The sequence below is a fragment of the Acinetobacter sp. ANC 4204 genome (assembly GCF_002135205.1).
Classification (GTDB): Bacteria; Pseudomonadota; Gammaproteobacteria; order Pseudomonadales; family Moraxellaceae; genus Acinetobacter.
Genome location: NZ_NEFZ01000005.1, coordinates 197,095 through 222,716 on the forward strand (window position 1 = coordinate 197,095; position 25,622 = coordinate 222,716).

The window sequence follows — 25,622 nt, forward strand, 5'->3', positions numbered from 1 at the left end:
TTTTAGTGGAGTTCTTGCACACAAGCGACAAACTGATGTCCGCGCTGTGGGTAACCACTGAACATATCAAAACTTGCACATGCAGGTGACAATAACACGACATCGTGGGCTTGGGTATGTTGTTGGCAAAGTGCAACCGCCTGCTCTAAAGTGTCAGCATGCAGTAAAGGCGTTGTTCCTGCCACGGCTTTTTCAATCAATACTGCATCTTCACCAATCAATACCGCCACTTTCACATATTTGCTCAAAGCTTCACGTAAGGCACTAAAGTCTTGCCCTTTACCTTGACCACCTAAAATGATCGCAACTTTGCCACCTTTGGCCGCAATTGCTGCACCTAAGCCATCAATTGCAGCTAAAGTTGCGCCGACATTGGTTCCTTTAGAGTCATTATAGTAACGGACCCCCTCAACGTCTTTCACAAACTCACAGCGATGCTCTAAGCCTTTAAAGCTTTTCAGCGTTTCCAACATCGACTCAAGCGGAAGATTAATCGCTTCACCCAAAGCTAAACAGGCTAAAGCATTGGCAACATTGTGTGTGCCTTGAATATACATCTCTGCACTATTCAATAACCGTGTGCGGCCACGAGCCAACCAAATCGTACCATCATCATCTCTTAACACACCGTACTGATTCATATCAGGAGCATTTAAACCAAAGCTTTGCATTGGTGTAGCATCAGGTACCAAAGGACGAGTGAGAGAGTCATCACGGTTATGAACAACTTTTTTCACACCTTGGAAAATACGATGCTTCGCGGTGTGATAACCCATCATATCGCCATGACGGTCAAGATGGTCTTCACTCATATTCAGTACCACCGCAACCTCAGCCTGTAAATTTGATGTGGTTTCTAACTGAAAGCTGGATAACTCCAAAATATATAGGTCTGGATCATCCTTGGTTAAGTCTAAAGCTGGACGGCCAAGATTGCCTCCCACCGCGACTTTCACACCTGCATGTTCCGCCATCAGCCCAATCAAGGTCGTCACTGTACTTTTTGCATTAGAGCCTGTAATCGCCATAATCGGTTTATCGGTTGCACGGCGTAAAATCTGAATCTCACTCACCACAGGAATGCCTTTGGCAATCGCAGCTTGAATTTCAGGTAGTTTCGGATCAAGCCCAGGACTAATAATGATTTCTTCAGCAGACAACAACAGCTCTGCGTCAAACTGACCAAAACTGGTTTGTACCTCTGCTGGAATTTGGTCATGACCGGGCGGGGTCGATCGAGAGTCCGTTACTGCAACGCGGTAGCCTTGGTTATGTAAAAAATTGACCGCTGCAACACCTGAAATACCGAGTCCTGCAACGACCTTAAGTCCACCACGTTGTATTAACATTTTCGCCCCATGCTTGGTCTGAAATTTATCTGCGGAAATGTTAGCACTTTGCTGTTTTGAATGCTTTTTCTGTTTTGACTTTCCCGCACTTTTTTTGTGTCAGTGCGTAAAAAAGCCGTCCCTATCGGACGGCTTTTTTATTTGTGAGTAGAAATCGTTTTATTTCCACTTCACCGCCTGAACTTCAGGCTTTTTCGCACTGCTGTCTTCTGTCGCTGGGCAGGCACAATTTCCACCACACCCACCAGACATCGCAGGTTTTAACCACGCTGCTAAACGCGTCCAACCGCGTGCTTCACATAGCTCCGCCAAGGATGTGAAAACTGAACCTGATGTCTGAGGAAATACTTTCTTAAACACCACCACCGCACTCCAGATCACTAGAGCAGCAACAATTAGAACTTCAATCATCTCAATCTCCTCGCCTATTTACACTGATTAGCCCAAATAATGCGTTGCAATTTGATAGGTCAGGAATGACATTAAATAAGCCAAACCAAACAAGTAAATGGTCATAAAACTCACGGTTTTCCATGAACCTGTTTCACGTTTGACCGTCGCTAAGGTAGCCAAACAGTGCGGTGCATAAATAAACCACACCAGTAAAGATAGTCCTGTCGCTACCGACCAACCGAGCTCACCACCACTACTGATCAGTGAAGCCAAGCCTTGTGACATGGCATCATCATCGACAGCAGATAAGGCATATACCGTACCTAGAGCTGCCACCACCACTTCACGGGCCGCCATGGCTGGAATCAAAGCAATACAAATCTGCCAGTTAAAGCCCAGTGGCGCAAAAATCGGTTGCAGTAAATGACCAAGCATGCCTGCAAATGAATAATCAATTTCAGGTAAAGTCGCGCCTTCAGGGGCTTGCGGGAAAGTACACAAGAACCACAGCAAAATAGACAAGGCGAAAATGATACCACCTACACGACGTAAGAAGATCTTGGCACGGTCAAGTAAACCAATCCAAATATTCTTCAAGTCAGGGAAACGATAGCTTGGTAACTCCATCATCAACATATGTTGTGACTTGTCTTTCTGGAAGAATTTCAGAACGAAAGATACACACAGTGCACTCACAATCCCTGCCATATATAAAGCGAACAACACCAAGCCTTGTAGGTTGAACAAGCCCCAAACGGTTTGATTGGGGATGAATGCTGCAATCAATAATGCATATACAGGCAACCGTGCTGAGCAAGTCATCAACGGTGCAACAAAAATCGTGGTCAAACGGTCACGGGGATCGCTGATGGTTCGTGAAGCCATGATGCCCGGAATCGCACAAGCAAAACTAGACAAGAGTGGAATAAAGGCACGTCCTGAAAGACCTGCCTTATACATCAGTTTATCCAGCAAGAATGCAGCACGTGGCAAATAACCTGATTCTTCCAACACTAAAATAAAGAAGAATAGAATCAGAATCTGTGGCAAAAATACCACCACACCACCTGCACCTGCGATGATTCCATCCACCACCAAACTGTTGAGTAAAGGTTGACTAATCACCCCACCTGCGGTTTCACCCAACCAGCCAAAGAAAGTTTCAATCCCATCCATAAACGGCGCTGCCCAAGCAAAAACCGCTTGGAAAATAATAAACATCATCACAGCGAGGCTGACTAAACCGAGAACAGGATGCAAGAAAATTTTATCCAGAAAATCTGTTCGTTTGTCTTCTTCATCAACATACTGCACCACATCGTGCAATACATTCTCAACCTTCTGATGCGCCGTATCACCTTTTAAACCTGTCAACTCAGTATAAGGCACAGCATATTTGCCCTGCTCTAAAGCACTGAGGAGACTTTCAATACCCGAGTTACGTACTGCAACGGTTTCAACAATGGGCACACCCAAACGCTCAGAAAGCTTTTGGGTATTGATTTGCATCCCACGGCGACGTGCTTCATCCATCATGTTTAAAACGATTAACATTGGACGACCCAATGCAATCAGTTCAATCACTAAACCAAGGTGAAGTTTGAGGTTGGTTGCGTCAACAACGCACAAGAAAGCATCTTGCTGACCTTCATCAGCAATTTTCCCCATCACCACGTCACGGGTAATCATTTCATCAGGGCTGGTCGCATCTAAGCTATACGTCCCTGGCAAGTCCAGAACGCGAACCGCTTGACCTGAAGGCAAACTAAACTGACCAACTTTACGTTCAACCGTTACACCCGCGTAGTTGCCGACTTTTTGACGGGTTCCAGTCAGATGGTTAAATAACGAAGTTTTACCGCAGTTAGGATTACCTACAAGGGCAACACGCAAGGCATCACTCATCTAGGTGCTCCTTCGACTTGAATTTCAATTTTTTCAGCTTCAACTTTTCTTAGGGCGAAACGTGTAAAACCCACTTGGATTAAAATGGGATCGCCTCCAAAAACGCCTTTGGTAATCACCTGTACTTTAGTACCTGCAACAAATCCTAGTGTTTCAAGACGACTAGCCACCAAGTCAGTCTGAGCTTCGCCATCCAAAGTACGATTCACTTTGCTAATGATGGCAGTTTGTTTGACTTTTAAATCAGATAAACGCACCGCATCCAACCCTTTAATATTTTGAACAGTATACAAACAAATGAGAATAATTACCAAATCAGATTCGATAATGATTCGCATCTGTTATAACACATCGACAAGCGAGAATGATTACACTACATTGAATAAACCCCAATCATTGTTTTGTATTTTTTGCTGATGTGCTGAAAAGTTATGCTAAATAAAAAACCGCGTATACCTGCGCCTGTTCAAATTCCAACCCAGCTCAGCTTTTTACATGGCTTTAAAGATTACCTCATTGCACAAACTGTCAGTCCGCATACGCGAAATGCTTATCTTTCCGACTTACTACAATGTAGTGAGTGCTGTGCTGTGAGCATGCCCGAATGGAGCAGTGATGATATCGCTGATGTTTTACTGGCACTTACGAAACAAGGCAAAAGTCCACGTTCAATTGCGCGCTGTCTATCCGCCATGCGTTCTTTTTTTAAGTTTTTACGGGAACAAAAACTACGCTCCGACAACCCCGTCGCACTGCATAAAACGCCCAAAATTGGCCGCGCACTGCCTAAAGATTTATCTGAACAAGATGTCGATGCCCTGATTCAAGCACCCGATATTGAAACCGCTCTCGGACTGCGTGATCGTGCCATGTTTGAAGTATTGTATGCTTGTGGGCTACGTGTATCTGAGCTACTGAACCTCCGCCTAGACTTAATCAATTTAAAACAAGGCTATTTAAGAATTACAGGTAAAGGCAATAAAGAACGACTGGTGCCTTTAGGGCAAATCGCAGTGGAATGGGTCGAGAAATATCTGCAAGAGTCTCGCCCACAGTTATATAAATCTGCAACCGACTATCTGTTTCTCACTCAACATGGGGGCATTATGAGTCGGCAAAATTTTTGGTACGCCATTAAACGCTATGCCTTACAAGCAGGGATTCAAGCAGAACTCTCGCCACACACCTTACGCCACGCTTTTGCAACCCATTTACTCAATCACGGTGCGGACTTGCGTGTGGTACAAATGCTCCTAGGACACAGTGATCTGTCGACAACACAAATTTATACCCATGTCGCACAAGTGCGTATGCAGCAACTGCATGCCATGCATCATCCACGTGCTTAAAGCCATTAACAAATATGCATGGAAGACTATTTTTAGCAGGAAGGCAACGAAGTATTACCGAGTCTTCTGCTTTTTTTGCTATGCTTGGCGCTCTGTTTTTATAAAGTCAAAAGAAAAAGGGTTATCTATGTTATTTACCCGTAAGCCATTGTTCATTGCCTGTGTCCTTGCCTCCTCTGTTCTGGTCACAGCATGTTCAAACAATACTGAAGAAAAAAAACAAGACTCTTTAACAGCAAGCGCTCCGGCCACGGGTGAAGCATCGACATTGTCGGAACGCAATGCGAAACAACGTTTAATTGACACGCTTCAAAAGCATTTCAAAACAGCCAACATCAATGCCAAAATCATTGATATTAAAGCCACCGAAGTACCCAACCTATTTTGGGTGAATCTTGAAGGAATGAGTTCTGTCTATACCACAGCAGACGGCAAATATATTATCCAAGGGGATGTGATTCGCTTAGGCGATAAAACCCTCCACAATGTTAGTGATAACCTACAGGCTGAGGCCAATAAAAAGCTATTAGCAGAACTGAAAACTGAAGATCTACTGGTTTATAAAGCCAAAGGCAAGACCAAACATGTGGTTTATGTCTTTACCGATGCCAGTTGTCCTTACTGCCATAAACTGCATGAGCACATCCCTGAAATCACAGCTCAAGGTGTCGAGGTGCGTTACATTGCATGGCCACGTGGCGAGCAGTTCATGCCTGCTATGGAAAGCGTGTGGTGTAGTGCAGACCGTCAAGCTGCGTTTGATCAAGCCATTTCAGGTGTTCAACTGCCACCTGCAACTTGTAAAAATCCAGTGCGGGATCAATACCAATTAGGTCTAAACATGGGTGTAAATGGTACGCCTGCGATTTATAACGAAGATGGTGAATATCTCGGTGGCTATTTGACACCAAGTGAATTATTAAATCGACTTAAATAACTAATTTTTATTTGTTATTTAACTAATATTTATAGTTAAACATAAAGTTATTTCTTTCCTAGAGTCTCACAGTTTTTTTAGCTATGATCTAAGCTTGATTTAATATTTATAAGTAAATTGGAGTGTGACGTGAAACCAGTTCGTCTGGCAATCCTCGGTCTTGGTACTGTGGGTGGTGGTGCCCTTAAACTACTAAAAGAAAATGCTGCTGAGATTAAACGTCGCACCGGTCGAGAAATTCAAATTACCTATGTCGGCACACGTCGTCCACGTCCAGATTTAGAGCTTGATCCAAGTATTAAACAAAGCTCAGATTTGTTAGATATTGTGCGTCAACCTGATGTCGACGTTGTGGTTGAAGTTATGGGTGGCATCCACCCTGCTTATGAAGTGATTAAGGAAGCCATTCTTCACGGTAAGCAAGTCGTTACAGCAAACAAAGCCTTACTGGCTGAACATGGCAATGAGCTGTTCAAACTAGCGGATGACAATGCGGTGCAAATCGCCTATGAAGCTGCGGTTGCAGGCGGTATTCCGATCATTAAAGTCATGCGTGAAGGTTTAGCTGCCAACCGTATAGACTGGTTAGCAGGTATTATCAACGGGACAGGAAACTTCATCCTGACTGAAATGCGTGAAAAAGGTCGTGCTTTTGCAGATGTGCTCAAAGAAGCGCAGGAACTCGGCTATGCCGAAGCAGATCCAACCTTTGACGTTGAAGGAATTGATGCTGCGCACAAACTGACACTATTGGCATCTATTGCCTTTGGTATCCCGCTTCAATTCGATAAAGTCTTTACAGAAGGCATTAGCAAGGTCACTGCGCAAGATGTAAAATATGCTGAAGAACTGGGTTTCCGCATCAAACACTTGGGTATTGCCCGTCGTGCTGAAAACGGCATTGAACTCCGTGTACATCCAACGTTGATTCCTGAAGAGCAATTGATTGCCAATGTGAACGGTGTGAAGAATGCCGTATTGGTTCAAGCACATGCTGTCGGCCCAACATTGTATTACGGTGCAGGTGCAGGTGCAGGCCCAACTGCTTCTGCCGTGGTTGCAGACGTGATTGATATTGTCCGTGACATTTCTTATACCGAAGATGGTGCAGGAACAATTCCGCAATTGGCTTTTGAAGCATTAGCAGACTTACCTATTCTGCCACGTGAAGAAATGACCACAGGCTACTACATCCGTATTAATGCTGAAGATCAAACAGGTGTTTTGGCCGATGTCACCACAATTCTAAGCCGTGCTGGTATTAGTATTGATGCCATCATGCAGCAATCTCGCTTAAAAGACCTGATTCCAATCGTGATTTTGACTGATCCAGTCAAAGAATCAAAAATGGATGAGGCTCTTGCTCAAATTCAAGCCTTACCCGTCATTCATGGCGAAATCGTGCGAATTCGTTTAGAATCGCTTGATAATTAATCGGGTTGAGGGAAAGGCGCTTGTTCTCCCCTCACCAAGCTCTACACACAATTGGAACATCATCATGTCGAATGCCAATCGTTATACTGGTTTAGTTGACCGTTATCGCGACCGTTTACCAGTGTCTGCAACTACTCGCGCTATTTCTTTGGGTGAAGGTAATACGCCACTGATTAAACTTGAGAACATTCCACGTTTAATTGGCAAAAATGTTGAAATTTATGTGAAGTACGAGGGCTTAAACCCGACTGGTTCATTTAAAGACCGTGGTATGACCATGGCAGTCACCAAAGCCGTTGAAGAAGGCTCAAAAGCGATTATTTGTGCATCTACAGGGAATACCTCTGCAGCGGCAGCAGCTTATGCTGCACGTGCTGGCATCAAAGCATTCGTTTTAATCCCTGAAGGCAAAATTGCCATGGGTAAAATGGCACAAGCGATGATGTATGGTGCGATCACCATGCAAATTCGCGGTAACTTTGATGACGGTATGCGTCTGGTTAAAGAAATTGCAGATAAAGCGCCAGTAACCATCGTCAACTCAATCAACCCATACCGTTTGCAAGGTCAAAAAACCATTGCTTATGAAATCGTCGATGAGTTAGGTCGTGCACCAGATTACCACTGCCTACCAGTAGGTAACGCAGGAAACATTACTGCACACTGGATGGGTTATACCGAAGCAGTTGCCAATCAACCTGCAGATCAATTTGAGCAAGTGATTTACAATGCTGAAACTGATCAATTCACAGGTCCAAAACCTGAAGGCCTACCAACCATGGTGGGTTACCAAGCAGCAGGTGCTGCACCTTTCTTACGTGGTGCACCCGTTGAAAACCCTGAAACAGTTGCAACAGCAATTCGTATTGGTAACCCACAAAGCTGGAACCATGCGAAAGCAGTGGTTCGTGACTCTCAAGGTTGGTTTGACGAACTGACTGATGCAGAAATTTTAGAAGCACAGCGTTTACTTTCAATGTATGAAGGTGTCTTTGTAGAACCTGCTTCTGCAGCATCTATTGGTGGCGCAATCCGTGACATCAAAGCCGGTAAAATTGCAGAAGGTTCTGTGATTGTCTGTACCGTGACAGGTAATGGTCTAAAAGATCCTGATACTGCGATCAAGCAATGTTCTGACGCAGTTATGCTTTCAATTGATGCAACTTTAGAACAAGTTCGTGATTCAATTTTGTCGAATATGTAAGCTGAGTTAAAAGAAGAAGCCCTGCATATGCAGGGCTTTTTTGTGCCTCAATTTTTGTTGTTGAGTGAACAAAAACAAAGTCAGGTTAAATACGTTTTGGTAATTGGCTGGCCCAGTTCATTAGGCGCGTTGCGTCATTGGTACGTGCTGCAGAGGAGTCCGCACCCAATAATACCACCACTGCTGGACGGTTATTTAAAGTGGTATGCATCACCACACAACGACCAGCTTCATTAATGAAACCTGTTTTTGAAATATTAATATTCCAGCCACCATTACGAACTAAGGCATTGGTATTATTTGATTTTAATACACGATAACCCAAGTTAAAATCATAGCTTGCTGTGGTTGAGAACTGACGAATCAGACCATATTGTGATGCAGCATTAACCAAAATACCCAAGTCACGTGCTGAAGCCACATTACCGGGATGTAAACCTGTTGACTCCATATAATGCGTTGAATTCATGCCCAAAGATTTTGCTTTGGCATTCATCGCAGCAACAAAAGCTGAACGTCCACCTGGATAAGTCCGAGCAAGTGCTGATGCTGCAGGATTTTCTGACTTCATTAAAGCAAATAACAAAGCCTCTGCACGGTTCATACTATCACCCGCACGTAGAGATGAACTTGAACTTTTACAGCCTGAACACGAAAAGTCTGCTTGCTGTAAAGTAATGTTTTCAGACATATTTAAACGTGCATCTGAAATCACCACCGCGGTCATCAATTTGGTAATGGACGCAATTGGCAGAGCAGTATTACTGTTTTTACTGTACAGCACCTCCCCAGTATTGCCATCCATGACTAATGCTGCACGTGCATTGACAGTTGGTTGGTTAGAATATTTCGATGTATCGAAAATTTGTGCAGTTTTAGCTGTGCTATTGGTAACAACACCATTTGAGCTTCGAATACTGGTGGTGACTTTTGTTGAACCCTGCGGAGCGTACTCCTCAGGATCTTCCATCATCTGATCATTAAGAAGCTGTTCTGCATCCGCAGCAGACCAACTCATAGTTGCTTGGCTCGATCCCGAACCTGGGTTGACCACCAAGTCTGCAAAGCTATGGGTACTGCTGGTCATTACAATTGACCATCCCAATAGATGCATTAAAAATTTATTTGATTTTTTCACTTTTATTCACTCAACTTCATAACCCATAAGATACATTTGCGTATCCACGCCCATTACCTTACATTTGTACACAATGCGAATAGCATTGCCATCAACAGTGCGCATATCTTTTCAAATAAGCCTAAGAATAGGATTGCTAATTTTGTCGTTTCATTGCAAGCTTATTTTGCTTTATGTAACAAAAAATATGGTTTTTATAGTGAGGAAGTGCTAGGTGATCACAGTTTTAGTAGTAGATGACCATGAGTTAGTGCGTACAGGGATTTGTCGAATGCTCGAGGACCATGCCGATGTTCAAGTCATTGGCCAAGCTGAATCTGGTGAAGAAGCCATTAACCTTGTTCGTCAACATCATCCGAATGTCGTTTTATTAGATGTCAACATGCCTGGGATTGGTGGGGTAGAAACGACACGCCGTTTACTACAAACCGCACCTGACACTAAAGTTTTAGCCGTCAGCGGTTTAGCGGAAGAGCCTTATCCATCGTTATTACTCAAAGCTGGGGCTAAAGGTTACATTACCAAAGGCGCACCTGTAACTGAAATGGTTCGTGCCATCAATAAAGTGATGCAAGGCGGTAAATATTTCAGTGCTGATATTGCTGAGCAACTGGCCAGTTCTTATCTATCCGATACACAGACGTCACCTTTTGATGCCTTGTCTGAACGTGAAATGCAGGTCGCGATGATGGTGGTGAATTGCATCAGTGCGCAGGAAATTTCTGATAAACTTTTTGTCAGTGTAAAAACAGTCAATACCTATCGTTATCGCATTTTTGAAAAGCTCAACATCGACAGCGATGTAAAACTCACTCACTTAGCGATTCGTTACGGGCTGATCAAACCCTAATGTCTGCTCTCTAAAGACCGACATGGCTCGACACAATAGCAATATTCAACTCAACCAATACCGCTTAGGCATTTGGTATGCGTCGTATCGACTGTTTATTGGCTGTTGTTTACTGCTGGTATTTTTACTGACCTATGCGCAACTGTTTTCAAACTACCAGTATCCAGCACTATATCGCTATGTACTGATTGGCTTTATTTTTATCAGTGCTTTTCAGCTCCTGAGCCTCAAGAATATACGGACACATATTCCGCTTCAGCTTACCTTACTGTTCATTGTCGATGTTGTCAGTCTCAGTTTACTCACCTTCGCCACAGATGGCCCTAACTTACAATTAAGTTTACTATTTGTGATCACGATTTTTGCCTCTTCCTTATTGGTGGATAAACAAAAAGCGCTCATCATTACTTTGATCGCAGTGATTACACTGGTTTATCAGCATTTTATTGGGACATTATTTTCAATTAGTTCACTCAACACCATTGGCAATAGTGCAGTGCTCGCCTTTTTATTTTTTGTGGTGTATGGGTCAGGTCAAATTGCTGTTCGACGCTTCCAGTTCCTTGAAAACATAAACTTTTACCAATCTCAAGAATTAGATCAACTGCAAAATATTAACCGTTATATTCTTGAGCAAACCGAGCTGGGTTATTTGGTTCTCGATGAAAACTGCCATATTGTACTCAGTAACCCTGCAGCATGTGCACTCTTGGGTATTTCTCCGATTTATGCCAATGACAAATACCCTTTGTATAAAGCACAACCTGATTTATTCGAGCTACTCAAATTCGACCAACTGAAAAATGGGGAAAAATTCCAATTTAAATCACAGTTGAGTCGCTTTCAAATTCAAATCGAAATTCAAAAACTACAAGTCCCGAATCAAACGCTGACTTTGTTTGTGCTGCAAGACGCACAAAAAATTAATCAACGCGTACAACAACTCAAACTGGCTGCACTGGGCCAACTTTCTGCCAGCATTGCACATGAAATTCGCAATCCTTTGGCAGCCATCACTCAAGCCAATGAACTGATGCAAGTCAATGGCCCACAACAAGAACTATTGCATAACATGATTGCCAAACAAGCTTCACGGATTGATAAAATTATCGGCGACACACTGAGCATGGCACGAAGTAAAGAAACCTATCCGACTTTAATTGATGTCGCAGCTTTTTTAGAACGTTTTATCATTGAAGATTTGCCCGATGTCAAAGAGCAAATTGACTGCCGTATTTCGGATCAAGCTTATATTCAGTTCGACGAACAACAACTGAGACAAGTGCTGATCAACCTGATTCGAAATGCCATCCGGCATAATGCAACGGAAGCTGAACATATTCAAATTCGCGTCTATAGCTATAAAAACCTTGTTCACATTGAGGTTTGCGATTTTGGAGACGGGGTCGCCACTCAGGATCAAACGACCTTGTTTCAACCGTTTTTCAGTACCTCAATCAATGGAACTGGTTTAGGATTATATTTATCCCATAGTTTCTGCGAAGCCAACCAAGCTAAGCTATACTATGTAGAACAAAAAATAGGGGCATGCTTTCGGATTGAATGCCCTCGTATAAACAATGACGTGTAATTTTCGGGGTTAAGCGTGGAAAAAAAACCACTTGTCTTATTGGTGGATGATGAACAAGACTTATGTACACTGATGCAAATGTCTTTAAGTCGAATGGGGATTGATACGCATATTGCCTATCGTTTACAGGAGGCTGTTCAAGCACTTAAAACACATCAATATGATGCCTGTCTGACAGATTTGAATTTACCTGATGGTAATGGATTAACGCTGGTGGATTTTATTGCTCAAAATTATCCTAATCTACCTGTAGCTGTATTAACTGCTTATGGCAACATGGATGTCGCGATTGCCGCATTAAAAGCGGGTGCTTTTGATTTTGTCAGTAAACCAATCAACCAAAAGCATTTAGAGCAACTTTTACAAAAGGCCTTTAACCAGCCTATCAGCCAGCTACATATTCAAGAAGATACGCTTGAACACAAACTGTTAATTGGTCAATCCCTTCCTATTCAACAGCTTCGTGTGACCTTGAAAAAAATTGCCCGCTCACAAGCCCCTGTCTTTATTACAGGTGAATCAGGAACTGGTAAAGAAGTGGTGGCCAATTTGGTACATCGCCTGAGTAACCGTAATGAAGGGCCATTTATTGCCATCAACTGTGGTGCTATCCCAACAGAACTGATGGAAAGTGAACTATTTGGACATCGTAAAGGTAGTTTCACAGGGGCAACCCAAGACAAACAAGGCCTGATCCTTTCTGCACATGGTGGCAGTCTATTTTTAGATGAAATTGCAGAACTGCCACTAACCATGCAAGTCAAACTCTTACGTGCAGTACAAGAAAAGCGTATTCGTCCCATTGGTAGCGATACAGAAATTGATGTCGATTTCCGTGTGATTAGTGCCAGCCACCAAGACCTTGAAGCCTTAGTACAACAAGGTAAATTCCGTCAGGACTTATATTTCCGCATCCATGTTATGGACATTGTACTGCCTGCCCTACGTGAGCGCGGTAATGACATTATTCTTTTGGCACAGCATTTCATTCAGAAAATCTGTCAAGAGTGGGACATCCCGGTCAAAACCCTAAGTGAACGTGCACGTGAGTTTTTATTGGCCCAATATTATCCGGGCAATGTGCGTGAACTGCGCAATATGATGGAACGTGCCATCACTTTAAGTGATGAAAGCAGTATTGACTTACCGCACTTGCAAACCGCCCCACTGCGACCGATTGCACAGGCCAACTATACTAATGCCACACAACAGGGTGCGATTGGTACTGATCAACTTAGCCCTGTGCCTTCACGCAAATTACCTGAAGAAGGCTTAGAGCTGTATTTAGAAAAAATTGAAAAAGAAATTTTGATGAATGCACTCAATCTCACCCACTGGAACCGAACACTGGCGGCTAAAAAGCTCGGCATGTCATTCCGTTCTTTACGTTATCGCTTGAAGAAATTCGGACTCGATGGTGAAGACGATTCCGTTTAAAGACTTAACGACGGTTAATTAAAATCTCTGCCACATGTTCAACATAGCTTTCGTCTTTGAGTTCGTGTGGCATTGGATAAACCTGATTTGGCGCAATTCCCACCCCTTCAATCATCTGACCAGTTGGCGTGTAATAGTGAGACACGGTCATTTGCAAAGCTGCACCATTGGACAGTGGAAAAAGTTTCTGCACGACCCCTTTGCCATAACTTTTCTCACCAATCACCCATGCTCGCCCATGTTCCTTGAGCGCCGCAGTAAATACTTCTGCCGCTGATGCAGAGCGATCATTGATTAAAATTCCTACTTTCAAGTTTTGAAACTCAAAGCTTGGTAAGGCCTGAAACTGCTGATCACCCTCCGAGCGGCTTTTCGTTGAAACAATGACGCCTTGATTTAAAAATAGATCAGCAGATTCCACTGCAGCGGACAACAATCCTCCCGGGTTATTCCTGAGATCAATCAACACTGCTTTTAGACGCGACGAATGGTGTTCTTCGATCAACTGTTGAATTTCGTTGGCGGTATCTTGTTGGAAAACACGAACTTTCAGCACCAATACTTGGTTGTTCAATAACTGAGACTGAATATCTGTTTCAACCTTTCGGGTTCTCACCACATTGATTGGAACAGAATTAGCTTTCAATTGAAGGCTCACCGTACTGCCGATGGCACCACTGAGTAAATCATTCACCTGAGTATGGCTGAGCTTATGTAATTCCTGATCATCTATTTTAAAAATGGCATCTGCATTTTTTAAACCCAATTTGCTCGAGTCTGAATCAGGTTTCAGCCCACGTATCAGCCATTGTTGTAAGCGGGAATCAAATACTAAACCAAAATCTACCGAAGCCAAATCTCCTTCAGTATATTGCACCAACTGCTTATATTCTTGCGGTGATAAATAGCGGGAATAACGGTCTAAACCGCCGACCAAGCCTTTAATGGCCTGTTGAAAAAGAGCATCATCACTGCGTTCAGCCACATAATTATCTTTGACTAAACCATAAATTTGCACAAATTGTTGAATGGATTCTATTGGAACCTCAACATAGCCCTGTTCCAATTCATCATCAAAAGCAGGTGCAGTCGCTGTTTTTGCAACAGCACCCACTGAGTGGATCAAAGCAAAACCTAAAGCAATCATTACACCTATTGAAGTCCACGATGCTTTTGCCATTTATCCACCCAAATTGATTTATACGTCTAATGTAATTAAGTTACGACCTTTCATTTCTGTAGGAACAGGAATGTGCATTAAGCTAAGTAGCGTTGGTGCGACATCAGCCAATACGCCACCTTCAGCGATGGTTGCTTGCGTTGGTCCTACATAAATGAACGGCACGAGCTCTGTGGTATGCTGAGTATGTACCTGACCGCTATGATAATCCTGCATTTGTTCAACATTACCATGGTCAGCCGTAATTAACATATGACCTTTTTGTGCCATCACCGCTTCATAGACACGGCCTAAGCATAAATCAACGGCTTCCACTGCTTTCACCGCAGCATTAAACACGCCCGTATGACCAACCATGTCGCCGTTGGCATAGTTCACCACCAACAGATCAAACTCGCCTGAGTTAATCGCAGCCACCAATTCATCGGTTACTTCATATGCGCTCATTTCTGGCTTGAGGTCATAAGTCGCAACATTCGGTGAAGGAATCAAAATACGTTTTTCACCTGGATATTCATCTTCACGACCACCGCTGAAGAAGAACGTCACATGTGCATATTTCTCAGTTTCAGCAATACGCAATTGGGTTTTGCCAAGGTCTGAAAGATATTCACCAATCGAGTTTTTCAATGCTTCAGGCATATACGCCACAGGCGCATCAATACTGGCTTGGTAACGTGTCAACATGACAAATTTCGATAAGTTGGGTACGACTTTACGTGCAAAACCTGCAAAATCTTTTTCAACAAACGCTTTAGTGATCTCACGTGCACGGTCGGCACGGAAGTTCATAAAGACAATACTGTCACCATCTTCAACTTTCACAGCATCGCCAATACGTGTTGCTTTGACAAACTCATCCGACTCATCAGCCGCATAAGCCAGTTCCAAACCTTCAACTGCCGTAGCCGCAGTACGTGTAGCTTCAGACTCTGTGAGTAAACGATAAGCTTGCTCTACACGGTCCCAACGATTGTCACGATCCATCGCAAAATAACGACCAATCAAGCTGACAATACGTCCTTGATTTGGATATTGAGCAAACAATGCATCTAATTTTTCTAAAGAGGGTTGAGCACTGCGTGGCGGCGTATCACGACCATCTAAGAAGGCATGAAGGTACACGGTTGCACCACGTTTTAACGCAAGTTCAGCCATAGCCACAATATGATCTTCGTGTGAATGTACCCCACCTTCAGACAACAAGCCCATGATGTGTACCACACCACCCGCTGCTTTGGCTTTTTCAACAGCATCGACCAACACTTCATGCTCAAAAAAAGCACCTGTGCGAATGTCTTTGGTGATGCGGGTAAAGTCTTGATAGAGCACACGCCCTGCGCCCAAGTTCATATGACCCACTTCAGAGTTGCCCATTTGACCATCTGGTAAGCCGACGTCTTCACCAGAGCCTGAAATTAAGCTATGCGGATGCTTTGCTTCAATCGCTGTTAAATTTGGTCGATTTGCTGCTAAAAATGCATTGTCTTCGACCGCCTCACGATGACCCACACCATCCATAATCACCAATACGTGAGGAATTTTGCCAGCAGTTGCATCCGCCATAATAAACACTCTTTTTTGTCTACAAATTAATCGCTATATCTTACCGAATTTTCGGTCAAGACTCTATGCAGGCATGATGGTTTAACACCATCATTCGCATTGTTTTCTTCAATATCGTACAGTTAACGCGCACGTTGTAATAAATAACCGCCTGCTGTAAACATCAACAAGATCGGCACAAAAACAAACCACGCAGGTGATGGTGAATACACCAAACTTGCATACCCCAAGAAGTCTTGTAGGTAAAAGAATCCTAAACCTGTAAACAGTGCAATCACCAAACGAAAGCCCATCGACTGTTGGCGAAGTGGACCAAAAATAAAGGAACACGCAATCAACACCAAGGCAATTAAAGCAAATGGAGAGGCCACTTTCTGCCAAAAAGCCAACTGATACGTTTTAGGCACTTGGCTGTATTCATGCATATAACTCATGAAACTGACCAATTGACTCGGTGAGAGATCTTCAGGATCAATAGTCACCATATGTACATATTTCGGTTGTAAAGCTAAGGCCAAAGGCATCTCAGTTGCTTTTTGTAAAGACGCATTCCCCGTTGCTAGCAAATCGACTTGTGCAGTATTCTGTAAAATCCAACGGCCATCTTGTACAAATTGCCCCTGTTCGGCATTCAATACCCCTTTTAAACGAGCATCCCGATCAAAGTCGACCACTTGCACATTTTTCAATTGACCTTGAGAGTTGGCATAATCGACATAAATAAAGCGTTGCCCTTCTCGCGTCCAATAACCACGGACTTCACCCAACTCAGCAGCCGTTCGATGACTTTTCACACTTTTGGCTTGCTCATTGGTATAGGGAATCACCCATTCACTTAGAGCAAAAGACAGCACCACTAAAATCAATGCCGAACGAATCACCCAACCGACGATCCGCCAAAGACTCACACCAACAGAGCGCATCACTATCAGCTCACTGTTCGATGCCAAAGTGCCCAAGCCCAATACAGAACCAATCAGTGCTGCAATCGGCAGAATTTCATACAAATATTGTGGTGCCCCCCATAGGACGTAGCGTAAAGCATCCAACGCCCCATACCCATCTTTGAGAGAGCCTAACTCACCTAAATAAGTAAACAGAATTTGTAGAACTGATAAAATGGCTGTGGCACCTATCATTGCCATCGCGGTGGTTTTGGTCACATGTTTTGCGACTATACGACGTGCGAACATGATTAAGACCCCGCTCGTTGTAATGTTTTCTTAATTTTGGGTGCAAGCTTTTGTTTACGAGAAAACAGTGCTGCTGCAATCGCATAAATCACCAAAATCAGTGGATAAGCCCAAATGCCCATTTCTTCTTTGCTGACCCGAGTTTTAATGGCCATTAACGCCACAATCAGACTGGCAAAAATCAGTAATGCTGGAAACAGCTTTAAATAACGCCCTTGACGTGGACTCACTTCAGATAAGGCTACAGCAAGCATCAATGCGACCACAATCGCAAAGGGCACAAAAATACGCCAACCCAATTCACTCGCCACGACAGGATCATTTCGATTATCCCAAAGTTTCACAGTAGACAGTGCTTCAACATCAGCACTTTCAAACTTCGCTTCTTTATCATTTTCTAAACGTAGACGATAAGACTGAAACTCCGCTTGCGTATAACGCGGCTGTCCTGGATAAATTTCATAACGTCGACCCTGTACCAAGTCCACCACATTGGCAGGATCATTTTTAATTTCAACACGTGTGGCTTCTTTGGCCAAAATCATGACATCAGGCTTACCCTCTTTCTCAGCACGCTGATAAAAGAAAATATCTTTGAGATTCTTGCGGTCTTCCGACAAATCACCTGCATAAATAGTATAAGGGCCAGATGAAATGAACTCTTTAGGGCGAACCAGATCAAACCCTGTTCGTACTGCCTGACTGGTGGTGAGTTGTTCAAATTGACGAACACCCCACGGCGCCATCCACAACATTAAAATTGCTTGGACAGCAAGATAAACCACCGTAAGTGGAATCAGAAGCCGTCCTAACTGATTACGACTAACCCCACTACCATTAAGTACCGCCATTTCATGATCGACATATAAACGACCAAACACCAGCATCAAACCAATGAAGAAGCCTAGAGGAAGTATTAGCGTTAAAAATTCAGGCAAACGATAGCCAATAATGCTAAATAAAATACCTGCATCCAAGCGACCTTGTGCGGCTACACCAAAATACTTGATCAAACGACCGCCCATCATGATCAAGGTCAATAAGGCAATCACAACCAAGGATGTCGACACCACTTGTTTGACCAGATAACGCCGAATAATCAAATTAATGCTTCCAAAAATAGGTGAATAAAAACTAGCGCTAGTTTACCCGAATAGTGAAAATATAAAACCTGTACTCTTGTTGCACTTTGCAACTCTATTCATGTTAATGTTTCAGTGGTTTAATCATTTTCAAACTTTATAAGGCTTAAATAAAACTTATGAAACTCTCTATTAATACGTCATTCGCAGAGAATACGTCTAGCCAATTTTTGTTGATATTAGTAGATTCTGAAAACACTCAACAGCTTACAAATAGTTATCAAATTAATGATTTAAACAACTTAGTTGAGGCAGCTCAGTTTAAAGCCGCTTTCAATGAAACCTTAAGCCTCATTGCTCAAATCCCAACAAGCCCAAATGCAGCATTGTTAGGAATTGGTAAAGCTGCTGAATTACAAACAGCAAAACTGGCTAAAGTTGCACAAACTATTATCAAAGCTTCACAAAAAAAATTCAAACACATCAGTATTGATCTTTCAGCCCTCCCGACTGAATTGCATTATTTATTTGCCCTCAGCTTGACGCAAGCAGCGTATGCTTTTGACGAATTCAAATCGAAAAAAACAGAGGCTGTGCTTGAACACATTAGCTTCATTGCAACCAACTCGACACTGAATGATGCACAGCTCAAATTGATTGAAGCAGTGCAATCAGGTCAAAGCTTTGCACGTGATTTAGGTAATCGTCCGGGCAATATCTGCTTCCCTGAATATTTAGCTGAACAAGCTTTAGCTCTAGCAGCCCAATACCCTGACCTGCTCCGCGTTAATGTCCTCGATGAACAGCAAATGGCTGACTTGGGTATGCACTCTTTCCTTGCGGTGAGCAAAGGCTCAGATCGCCCAGGCCGTATCATTACTCTTGAGTATCAAGCTGAACGTACTGAAGCCCCAGTGGTCTTGGTCGGTAAAGGGATTACCTTTGATACAGGTGGCATTTCATTGAAACCGGGTGCTGGTATGGATGAAATGAAATATGACATGTGTGGTGCAGCATCGGTTCTCGGGACACTCCGGGCTCTATGTGAATCACGTTTAGCCATTCATGTCGTAGGTACGATTGCTGCGGCTGAAAATATGCCTTCAGGCAAAGCTACACGCCCGGGTGACATCGTGAGCACCATGAGTGGCCAAACCGTTGAAATTTTAAATACCGATGCAGAGGGTCGTTTGGTACTGTGCGACACCTTGACCTATGTCAAACGTTTTAATCCCGAACTGGTGATTGATATTGCAACCTTAACAGGTGCTTGTGTCGTTGCACTCGGTTCTGTACTCACAGGAATGTTTACTCCTGATGATGAATTAGCAGCAGAATTATCCAACGCAGGTCAAAACAGCTTTGACCGCGTCTGGCGCATGCCGGTGATTGATGATTATCAAGAACAGCTCGACTCCCCATTTGCCGATATTGCCAACATTGGCGGGCCTAAAGCTGGTGCTGTGACGGCGGCTTGCTTCTTGCAACGCTTCACCCGTGATTACCGTTGGGCGCACTTAGACATTGCAGGTACAGCATGGAATTCGGGCGCCAATAAGGGTGCAACAGGGCGTCCAGTGCCTTTACTGATGCAATTCTTAGCCAACCGTGCGCAATCTAATGGCTAATATTAGCTTTTACCTGTTTGAACAAAGTCCTGAACGACAAGTCGAAAGTGCTTGTCGTTTATGCCGAAAAATCTTGCGCCAACCAGAGCGAATCTGGTTGCATGCAAGTGACACTGAACGACAGCAGCAATTAGATGAACGGTTGTGGAGTTTTGATCGTACAAGCTTTATTCCGCATGGCATTGATCAAATTGAGGCTCGAATCTGTATTTCAGGCCAACTGCCCGAACAATCCGATTGGATTGTGTTCAATTTTAACGATCGAGCTATTGAACAGTTCGAAAAATTTAGCCACATTATAGAAATTATTGAAAATAACGAGTCGGCCAAACAACAAGGTCGTGAAAAATTTAAACAGTATCGACGTTTAGGTGTGGAAGCTCGAACCTTCAAGCTCTAAACCTTTCCACCGTTGACATAAGGAGATGCGTAGTGGCATTGAATGTTGGTCCAGATTTTAAACAGCGCTGGTTAAATGTCCCTGATGCTGTTCGTCAGGCCTTTATTGATGACCTGAGTCGCGTCTGTGATGTACTCAAACCTGAAACAGGTTTACACAGTTGGATTGAACAAGACCAACGCGCTCAAGCCGTCTCTACCCAAAAAATTGAGCAAGCCTATGCTGACCTGAAAGCACAGCTGATTGAAGAAGCGCGAATTCGTAAGCAAGAAGCGTTGGAAAAATCACTGGCAGATAAACGTGCTGCACAGGAAGCTTATGCTGAAAGCCTGAAAAAAGATGAAATTCGTCAGTTTAATGAGCAAACGCAAGCGTTGAATGTCATGCGACAAAGCGTTGATCAGGAAATTTCAAACTATACTGCACGCTATGAAAAAACACCTGAGCACGCACTGGATTATGCCAAAGCTAAGCTCAGCATTAACGATGCACAGATTTTATCTGAACTTGAAAGTGTTCGTTTACGCTTGGAACTTGAAGCGGAAACCTTAATTGAAGAATCTGTGACCGCCTACCGCAGCAAGCTGAAAGCTGCGGCACAAGAAGAAATTGATTATATTCTGAAAAACTCAAATTTCTCAGATGAGGTGGTATCCAACACTGCCGAATAAGTGACCCATTCATGTAAACTCACTTCGGTGAGTTTCTTTATATGTATGCATCACGCTCTCCATTGTTAGTCGTTAAGCGAATACCCCGACCATGAACGATAAAGTGTTACCCACACCATAACCAATCGCCAACAAACTGGTGATCCAAATCAAACCACCTGTGACGTTGTACCACATAAAACTACTCAAACTCATATGTCCTGCACCTGCTGCAAAAGGAGCAAATGAACGGACAAAAGGAATGAAACGTGCTACTAAAATGGTTTTACCACCATGCTTTAGGAAGTACTGATTGGTTTTCACCATATATTCAGGTTTCAACCAACGTGAATGTTGATGTGCAAACTTGAAGCCTAGTTTTTGGCCCGTATAATAATTGACACTATAGCCCAATACCGCAGCAATAATCATCAAAATACCCATAGTATGGATGTGAATTAAATCTGAGCTTGAACACAGTGCACCAATGGCAATTAATAAACTGTCACCAGGCAAAAAGAACATAAAAACGAAACCCGTTTCTGCAAAAATAATCAGAAAAAGAATCGCATAAATCCAAAGGCCGTATTCTGCAAGCAGTACGGGCAATAATTGTTCTAGATGGAGAAAAAAATCAATCATTGTCACGTATCCGTGCAATAAACTGCGTACTATCTTTCATCATACTCAATTGCTTACCTATTCATTTCAAAAGAAAAACTCCCTCATTTTGGCAAAATAGGGAGCTCATCTTTTGTCTATTCTTGCTGCAATCTAAACGATTTTTCTATTTCAAGAAACCATTTTGTGCCAAAAAGTCTAAACTAATTTTAGATTGTGGGGTAGTTTCAGCTGCTTTATTACCCATCATCAGGCGTTCGATGTAGCGTGCTAACACATCTACTTCAAGGTTCACTTTACTGCCTGACTTCCACGTTGCAATATTGGTTCGTTCCGCCGTATGCGGAATTAAATTGAGACTCAAAATATGCCCACGTAAATGGTTAATGGTCAAACTAATGCCATCAACTGTAATCGAACCCTTTTCTGCCAAATAACGGGCAATTTCAGGCGGTGCTGTGACTTCAAAATACAGCGAGCGTGCATCTTCACGTACAATGGTAATTTCACCCACCGCATCGACATGCCCTGACACAATGTGTCCACCAAAGCGTGTGGTTGGCAACATCGCCTTTTCTACATTGACCCGTTGCCCCACTTTCCAACCACCCAGTGTGGTTCGGTTCAGACTTTCACGCGAAACATCTGCAGCATACCAATGCTCCCCCCAATCAATTACCGTGAGGCAAATACCGTTAGTGGCAATCGAGTCACCTAAATGTACATCTGACATATCGAGGTCAGTACCAATGCGTAAACGCACGTCACCACCGACATTTTGCAGGCTTTCAACAGTGCCTAGACTTTCAATGATTCCTGTAAACATGACTTATTTTTACCTCAATCTTCTTACCACAGTGCCAACTGCGTGGTGACTCCAGATGTATCGACCCCGCCCAATTCTGCATAATGGTATAATTGCCCAAGTAACTGTCGAATTGGTGGCCCTGACTTGGCATGGGTATCGGTGATCACAATAAACTCTAACACACGTGCGCGCTCCGACTGGCGTTGCTTACTCACGCGATAACGAGGTACATCTTGTGTCAATAAAGTCACTCGTCCACGCTCTAGATTCGCCTTGAGCAAATCACCTGCTTCAATATTACCATCGGTTGAATAGCTGGTTAAAATGTAACGTGCATTGATGGTCGAAAGTAACTTCTCATAAGCTTCTTTGGCATACTTAGAAGAGTTATATGGGCTCGGACGTTCTTTACGCCATGCACGGTCGATCCCGCTTTTAAAGCCTTTGGTGTCAGGGGTTGGTAAATCAACCTGATCCCATAGCGTTAAAGCATTCAACACATGATAATTACTGCTGTAGGCATGCTGGTTATAGGGTGGGTCTAAATACGCCACATCGACCTCAAAACCACTCATTTGATTGGCCAAATGTTGTGCATCGACACACCACATTTCCGCCGCAGGTTTTTTCGGGTCACCCACTTCACAAAAACGGCTCGGCGTTAACCAAAGCAAGGACTCAATCCGCTCTAACGCTGTTTGAGTTTTACCCCCCCAACCGTGGTGGAAGCTTTTAAAGACGCCTGAAGTATTGCTAACAAAACTAGCAGAGTACAGTAGCGGCGCCAACAGTGCTGACATTTCCACATCATCAATAGCACCCTGTGCTTGCCAAGTCGCAATTTGCTGACGAATTGCATCAATACGCATGCCGTTGCGACGCTTAAAGAACAAACGGTCACGGCTCGGATCATAAATTTCATCATTACGCGGACACAGATTATGCGTCACCCAGCCTTTCACTTCAGGCAGGCGATTTAAATAATCAATGGCTTTTTGATAGCCACCCAACTCTTTAAATGCAGGTGCATCAACGCAAGATAACACGGCATTATTCAGAGCATGGCTATACGGTTCCCAGTCATTGGCAATCACCCGATAACCATTTTGGCGTGCCAAACGTGAGACTACACCTGAGCCTGCAAAGAAGTCTGCAAAAATAGGCGCACGACCATCTGTACGGTTTAACGTTCCAGTACTCTCAAGTGCTTCTAAAATCAGATGCAACAGACGGCGCTTATTCCCCAAATAAGGAACAAGTTGATGAAATAGGTATTCATCTGTAGTACGTGCCGCATGACGACGTTTATGATAAACCGTAGACTCTGAACTCATAATGACTCTTGAGATGGAATAAGCGTTAAGCGCACATCATCACCCAATCGGGTAACATCCAGCAGCTTAAAGCGGAGTTGCTCTGCCATCTGAGAAAACTCAGCATTGAACATTGCACGTGCAGACTGACCCAATAAGGTCGGTGCTACATAACTAATCATTTCATCAACCAACTTTTCTTGTAAAAAAGCCGTCGATAACGTTGCACCTGCTTCAACCATGACATCATAAATCTGATGTGATTGAACCAACTGCTTTAATAACTGATCTAAAGGCTGTACAGCAAACTGCAGCACGCCTAAATCGGCTAATGCTTGACGATAAGGCCCCATCACCATCACGGTATCAGGTTGTTGTAGGATCTGAGCAGTCAAAGGTAGACGTCCTTGACGATCTAAGATCAGACGTTTTGGCTGTATCACAGTATTAATATCAGCTACACCCTGAAGTTCTCTCACATTGAGTTGAGGATCATCGGCCAATATCGTTTCAATCCCCGTGATCACGACGCCAGAAATGGCACGAAAATGCTGAACATCTAAACGTGCTGCTGAGCCTGTAATCCATTTTGACTCACCCGACGCCATCGCGGTTCGACCATCTAAACTAGAAGCAACTTTTAAACGCACATAGGGCATGCCTGTTGCCATCGCTTTTAAAAAACCCGAATTCAACTGATGCGCTTCGGCTTGGCAAGTACCAACCTCAACCTCAATACCTGCTTCTTCTAAAATTTGAACGCCTTTACCTGCCACTAAGGGATTGGGATCTGGACAGGCAATCACAACACGTGCCACCCCTGCCTCAACCAAACCTTTAGCACATGGCGGTGTACGCCCATAATGCGCGCACGGTTCTAAGGTCACATAAGCGGTTGCACCCCGAGTCTGTTCGCCCGCTTCACGCATGGCAAAAACTTCTGCATGGGGTTGACCTGCTTTAGGATGATAACCTGTGCCTAGTAACTGTCCATTTTTGACAATGACACAGCCTACATTTGGATTTGGTTTAGTGCTGTATTGACCTTGCATTGCTAAAGCAATCGCTTGTTTCATCCAAGCTTGGTCAGCTTGTAAAGAACTGGACTGTAATTCAGACATGGATGAAAACTCGATTAATGTTCACGTTGTTGCATTTGTTCAATTTGATGACGAAATGCATCCACATCTTGGAAATCTTGATAGACTGATGCAAAACGCACATAGGCAACATGATCCAGTGCAAATAAAGCCTGCATCACAATTTCACCAATGGTGCGAGACTTTACATCGCGCTCACCTAAACGGCGAATTTGCAGTTGAATATCACTCAAAACGGTTTCAATCTGCTCTTGGGTCACTGGACGCTTTTGTAAAGCATGCATCAAGGAACGACGCAGTTTTGCTTCATCAAAAGGTTCACTTTTTCCATCAGACTTAAGCACACGAGGCATAACCACTTCATAACTTTCAAAAGTTGTGAATCGTTCACCGCAACCAATACATTCTCGACGACGGCGGATTTGACAACCCTCAGCGGCCAAACGGGAGTCGATCACTTTACTGTCTTCAGCGTTGCAAAATGGACAATGCAT

Annotated in this window: 24 protein-coding genes; 10 read left to right on the forward strand and 14 right to left on the reverse strand. The window is 43.5% G+C overall.

Annotation, left to right across the window (positions count from 1 at the left end):
* Positions 1–2: 2 nt before the first annotated feature.
* The 4 genes from murD to B9T36_RS12335 form a co-directional block, all read right to left on the reverse strand.
* On the reverse strand, positions 3–1,349 hold the full coding sequence (murD, locus tag B9T36_RS12320; protein ID WP_086209763.1) for a UDP-N-acetylmuramoyl-L-alanine--D-glutamate ligase: 1,347 nt from the start codon (positions 1,347–1,349) through the stop codon (positions 3–5).
* 159 nt (positions 1,350–1,508) lie between these two features.
* Positions 1,509–1,760, reverse strand: a complete 252-nt coding sequence (locus B9T36_RS12325) for a DUF6587 family protein (protein ID WP_086209764.1) — start codon at positions 1,758–1,760, stop codon at positions 1,509–1,511.
* A gap of 27 nt (positions 1,761–1,787) precedes the next feature.
* Positions 1,788–3,647 (reverse strand): ferrous iron transporter B, encoded by a 1,860-nt coding sequence (gene feoB / locus B9T36_RS12330; protein ID WP_086209765.1) that lies wholly within the window; start codon positions 3,645–3,647, stop codon positions 1,788–1,790.
* Positions 3,644–3,904 (reverse strand): FeoA family protein, encoded by a 261-nt coding sequence (locus tag B9T36_RS12335; protein WP_213033328.1) that lies wholly within the window; start codon positions 3,902–3,904, stop codon positions 3,644–3,646. The genes feoB and B9T36_RS12335 overlap by 4 nt, the downstream gene beginning before the upstream one ends.
* Positions 3,905–4,078: 174 nt before the next feature.
* Here B9T36_RS12335 and xerD point away from each other — a divergent pair, with 174 nt between their 5' ends.
* From xerD to thrC, 4 genes are all read left to right on the forward strand, one after another.
* The gene (xerD, locus tag B9T36_RS12340) at positions 4,079–4,996 is read left to right on the forward strand and encodes a site-specific tyrosine recombinase XerD (RefSeq protein WP_086209767.1); all 918 of its coding nucleotides are present in this window, start codon (positions 4,079–4,081) and stop codon (positions 4,994–4,996) included.
* 127 nt (positions 4,997–5,123) lie between these two features.
* Positions 5,124–5,933 carry a DsbC family protein gene (locus B9T36_RS12345; protein WP_086209768.1) on the forward strand — a complete coding sequence of 270 codons (810 nt, stop codon included), beginning with the start codon at positions 5,124–5,126 and terminating at the stop codon, positions 5,931–5,933.
* Positions 5,934–6,062: 129 nt separating this feature from the next.
* On the forward strand, positions 6,063–7,367 hold the full coding sequence (locus B9T36_RS12350) for a homoserine dehydrogenase (protein ID WP_086209769.1): 1,305 nt from the start codon (positions 6,063–6,065) through the stop codon (positions 7,365–7,367).
* 64 nt (positions 7,368–7,431) lie between these two features.
* Positions 7,432–8,571, forward strand: a complete 1,140-nt coding sequence (gene thrC, locus B9T36_RS12355) for a threonine synthase (RefSeq protein ID WP_058868731.1) — start codon at positions 7,432–7,434, stop codon at positions 8,569–8,571.
* Positions 8,572–8,656: 85 nt separating this feature from the next.
* Here the strand turns inward: thrC and B9T36_RS12360 are convergent, their stop codons facing one another.
* Entirely contained in the window at positions 8,657–9,709 is a 1,053-nt protein-coding gene (locus B9T36_RS12360) for a serine hydrolase (RefSeq protein WP_139841364.1), read from the reverse strand.
* A gap of 214 nt (positions 9,710–9,923) precedes the next feature.
* Between B9T36_RS12360 and B9T36_RS12365 the strand changes: the two genes are divergently transcribed.
* The 3 genes from B9T36_RS12365 (at position 9,924) to B9T36_RS12375 (ending at position 13,587) form a co-directional block, all read left to right on the forward strand.
* Complete coding sequence (locus B9T36_RS12365; RefSeq protein WP_086209771.1) at positions 9,924–10,559, forward strand: response regulator; 636 nt, start codon at positions 9,924–9,926, stop codon at positions 10,557–10,559.
* A 22-nt stretch (positions 10,560–10,581) separates the two neighbouring features.
* Positions 10,582–12,150, forward strand: a complete 1,569-nt coding sequence (locus B9T36_RS12370; RefSeq protein WP_086209772.1) for a sensor histidine kinase — start codon at positions 10,582–10,584, stop codon at positions 12,148–12,150.
* Positions 12,151–12,222: 72 nt separating this feature from the next.
* A complete protein-coding gene (locus B9T36_RS12375; RefSeq protein ID WP_416202564.1) occupies positions 12,223–13,587 on the forward strand; it encodes a sigma-54-dependent transcriptional regulator in 1,365 nt (454 codons plus the stop codon).
* 4 nt (positions 13,588–13,591) lie between these two features.
* Here the strand turns inward: B9T36_RS12375 and B9T36_RS12380 are convergent, their stop codons facing one another.
* The 4 genes from B9T36_RS12380 to lptF all read right to left on the reverse strand — a co-directional run bounded on the left by B9T36_RS12380 (position 13,592) and on the right by lptF (position 18,629).
* On the reverse strand, positions 13,592–14,767 hold the full coding sequence (locus B9T36_RS12380) for a S41 family peptidase (protein WP_086209774.1): 1,176 nt from the start codon (positions 14,765–14,767) through the stop codon (positions 13,592–13,594).
* An 18-nt stretch (positions 14,768–14,785) separates the two neighbouring features.
* On the reverse strand, positions 14,786–16,333 hold the full coding sequence (gene gpmI / locus B9T36_RS12385) for a 2,3-bisphosphoglycerate-independent phosphoglycerate mutase (protein WP_086209775.1): 1,548 nt from the start codon (positions 16,331–16,333) through the stop codon (positions 14,786–14,788).
* A gap of 122 nt (positions 16,334–16,455) precedes the next feature.
* Positions 16,456–17,526 carry an LPS export ABC transporter permease LptG gene (gene lptG, locus B9T36_RS12390; protein WP_086209776.1) on the reverse strand — a complete coding sequence of 357 codons (1,071 nt, stop codon included), beginning with the start codon at positions 17,524–17,526 and terminating at the stop codon, positions 16,456–16,458.
* A 2-nt stretch (positions 17,527–17,528) separates the two neighbouring features.
* On the reverse strand, positions 17,529–18,629 hold the full coding sequence (gene lptF, locus B9T36_RS12395; RefSeq protein WP_086209777.1) for an LPS export ABC transporter permease LptF: 1,101 nt from the start codon (positions 18,627–18,629) through the stop codon (positions 17,529–17,531).
* Positions 18,630–18,787: 158 nt separating this feature from the next.
* Between lptF and B9T36_RS12400 the strand changes: the two genes are divergently transcribed.
* From B9T36_RS12400 to B9T36_RS12410, 3 genes are read left to right on the forward strand one after another with little or no spacing between them, the layout of a single operon-like run.
* Positions 18,788–20,236 (forward strand): leucyl aminopeptidase, encoded by a 1,449-nt coding sequence (locus tag B9T36_RS12400; protein ID WP_086209778.1) that lies wholly within the window; start codon positions 18,788–18,790, stop codon positions 20,234–20,236.
* Complete coding sequence (locus B9T36_RS12405) at positions 20,229–20,636, forward strand: DNA polymerase III subunit chi (RefSeq protein WP_086209779.1); 408 nt, start codon at positions 20,229–20,231, stop codon at positions 20,634–20,636. Before B9T36_RS12400 ends, B9T36_RS12405 begins: the two co-directional genes overlap by 8 nt.
* A 32-nt stretch (positions 20,637–20,668) precedes the next feature.
* A complete protein-coding gene (locus B9T36_RS12410; protein ID WP_086209780.1) occupies positions 20,669–21,307 on the forward strand; it encodes a hypothetical protein in 639 nt (212 codons plus the stop codon).
* 72 nt (positions 21,308–21,379) lie between these two features.
* On the opposite strand, the gene B9T36_RS12415 is transcribed toward B9T36_RS12410, so the two are convergent.
* The 5 genes from B9T36_RS12415 to nrdR form a co-directional block, all read right to left on the reverse strand.
* Positions 21,380–21,928: a VTT domain-containing protein gene (locus B9T36_RS12415; RefSeq protein WP_086209781.1), complete on the reverse strand. Its 549-nt coding sequence runs from the start codon at positions 21,926–21,928 to the stop codon at positions 21,380–21,382.
* Between the two features lie 145 nt (positions 21,929–22,073).
* Positions 22,074–22,733, reverse strand: coding sequence for a riboflavin synthase (locus B9T36_RS12420; RefSeq protein ID WP_086209782.1), 660 nt, complete (start codon positions 22,731–22,733; stop codon positions 22,074–22,076).
* 23 nt (positions 22,734–22,756) lie between these two features.
* Positions 22,757–24,049 (reverse strand): DNA adenine methylase, encoded by a 1,293-nt coding sequence (locus B9T36_RS12425; RefSeq protein WP_086209783.1) that lies wholly within the window; start codon positions 24,047–24,049, stop codon positions 22,757–22,759.
* Positions 24,046–25,149, reverse strand: coding sequence for a bifunctional diaminohydroxyphosphoribosylaminopyrimidine deaminase/5-amino-6-(5-phosphoribosylamino)uracil reductase RibD (gene ribD / locus B9T36_RS12430; RefSeq protein ID WP_086209784.1), 1,104 nt, complete (start codon positions 25,147–25,149; stop codon positions 24,046–24,048). The genes B9T36_RS12425 and ribD overlap by 4 nt, the downstream gene beginning before the upstream one ends.
* Before the next feature lie 14 nt (positions 25,150–25,163).
* Positions 25,164–25,622: a transcriptional regulator NrdR gene (gene nrdR / locus B9T36_RS12435; RefSeq protein ID WP_086209785.1), complete on the reverse strand. Its 459-nt coding sequence runs from the start codon at positions 25,620–25,622 to the stop codon at positions 25,164–25,166.

Bases quoted from the DNA above. Each gene is read 5' to 3' on its own strand.
- thrC (WP_058868731.1), top strand. From the start codon at position 7,432: ATGTCGAATGCCAATCGTTATACTGGTTTAGTTGACCGTTATCGCGAC.
- xerD (WP_086209767.1), top strand. From the start codon at position 4,079: ATGCTAAATAAAAAACCGCGTATACCTGCGCCTGTTCAAATTCCAACC.
- B9T36_RS12420 (WP_086209782.1), bottom strand. From the start codon at position 22,733: ATGTTTACAGGAATCATTGAAAGTCTAGGCACTGTTGAAAGCCTGCAA.
- murD (WP_086209763.1), bottom strand. From the start codon at position 1,349: ATGTTAATACAACGTGGTGGACTTAAGGTCGTTGCAGGACTCGGTATT.
- B9T36_RS12375 (WP_416202564.1), top strand. From the start codon at position 12,223: ATGCAAATGTCTTTAAGTCGAATGGGGATTGATACGCATATTGCCTAT.
- B9T36_RS12345 (WP_086209768.1), top strand. From the start codon at position 5,124: ATGTTATTTACCCGTAAGCCATTGTTCATTGCCTGTGTCCTTGCCTCC.
- B9T36_RS12400 (WP_086209778.1), top strand. From the start codon at position 18,788: ATGAAACTCTCTATTAATACGTCATTCGCAGAGAATACGTCTAGCCAA.
- nrdR (WP_086209785.1), bottom strand. From the start codon at position 25,622: ATGCATTGTCCATTTTGCAACGCTGAAGACAGTAAAGTGATCGACTCC.
- B9T36_RS12380 (WP_086209774.1), bottom strand. From the start codon at position 14,767: ATGGCAAAAGCATCGTGGACTTCAATAGGTGTAATGATTGCTTTAGGT.
- B9T36_RS12425 (WP_086209783.1), bottom strand. From the start codon at position 24,049: ATGAGTTCAGAGTCTACGGTTTATCATAAACGTCGTCATGCGGCACGT.
- lptG (WP_086209776.1), bottom strand. From the start codon at position 17,526: ATGTTCGCACGTCGTATAGTCGCAAAACATGTGACCAAAACCACCGCG.
- gpmI (WP_086209775.1), bottom strand. From the start codon at position 16,333: ATGGCGGATGCAACTGCTGGCAAAATTCCTCACGTATTGGTGATTATG.
- B9T36_RS12405 (WP_086209779.1), top strand. From the start codon at position 20,229: ATGGCTAATATTAGCTTTTACCTGTTTGAACAAAGTCCTGAACGACAA.
- B9T36_RS12370 (WP_086209772.1), top strand. From the start codon at position 10,582: ATGGCTCGACACAATAGCAATATTCAACTCAACCAATACCGCTTAGGC.
- feoB (WP_086209765.1), bottom strand. From the start codon at position 3,647: ATGAGTGATGCCTTGCGTGTTGCCCTTGTAGGTAATCCTAACTGCGGT.
- B9T36_RS12415 (WP_086209781.1), bottom strand. From the start codon at position 21,928: ATGATTGATTTTTTTCTCCATCTAGAACAATTATTGCCCGTACTGCTT.
- ribD (WP_086209784.1), bottom strand. From the start codon at position 25,149: ATGTCTGAATTACAGTCCAGTTCTTTACAAGCTGACCAAGCTTGGATG.
- B9T36_RS12325 (WP_086209764.1), bottom strand. From the start codon at position 1,760: ATGATTGAAGTTCTAATTGTTGCTGCTCTAGTGATCTGGAGTGCGGTG.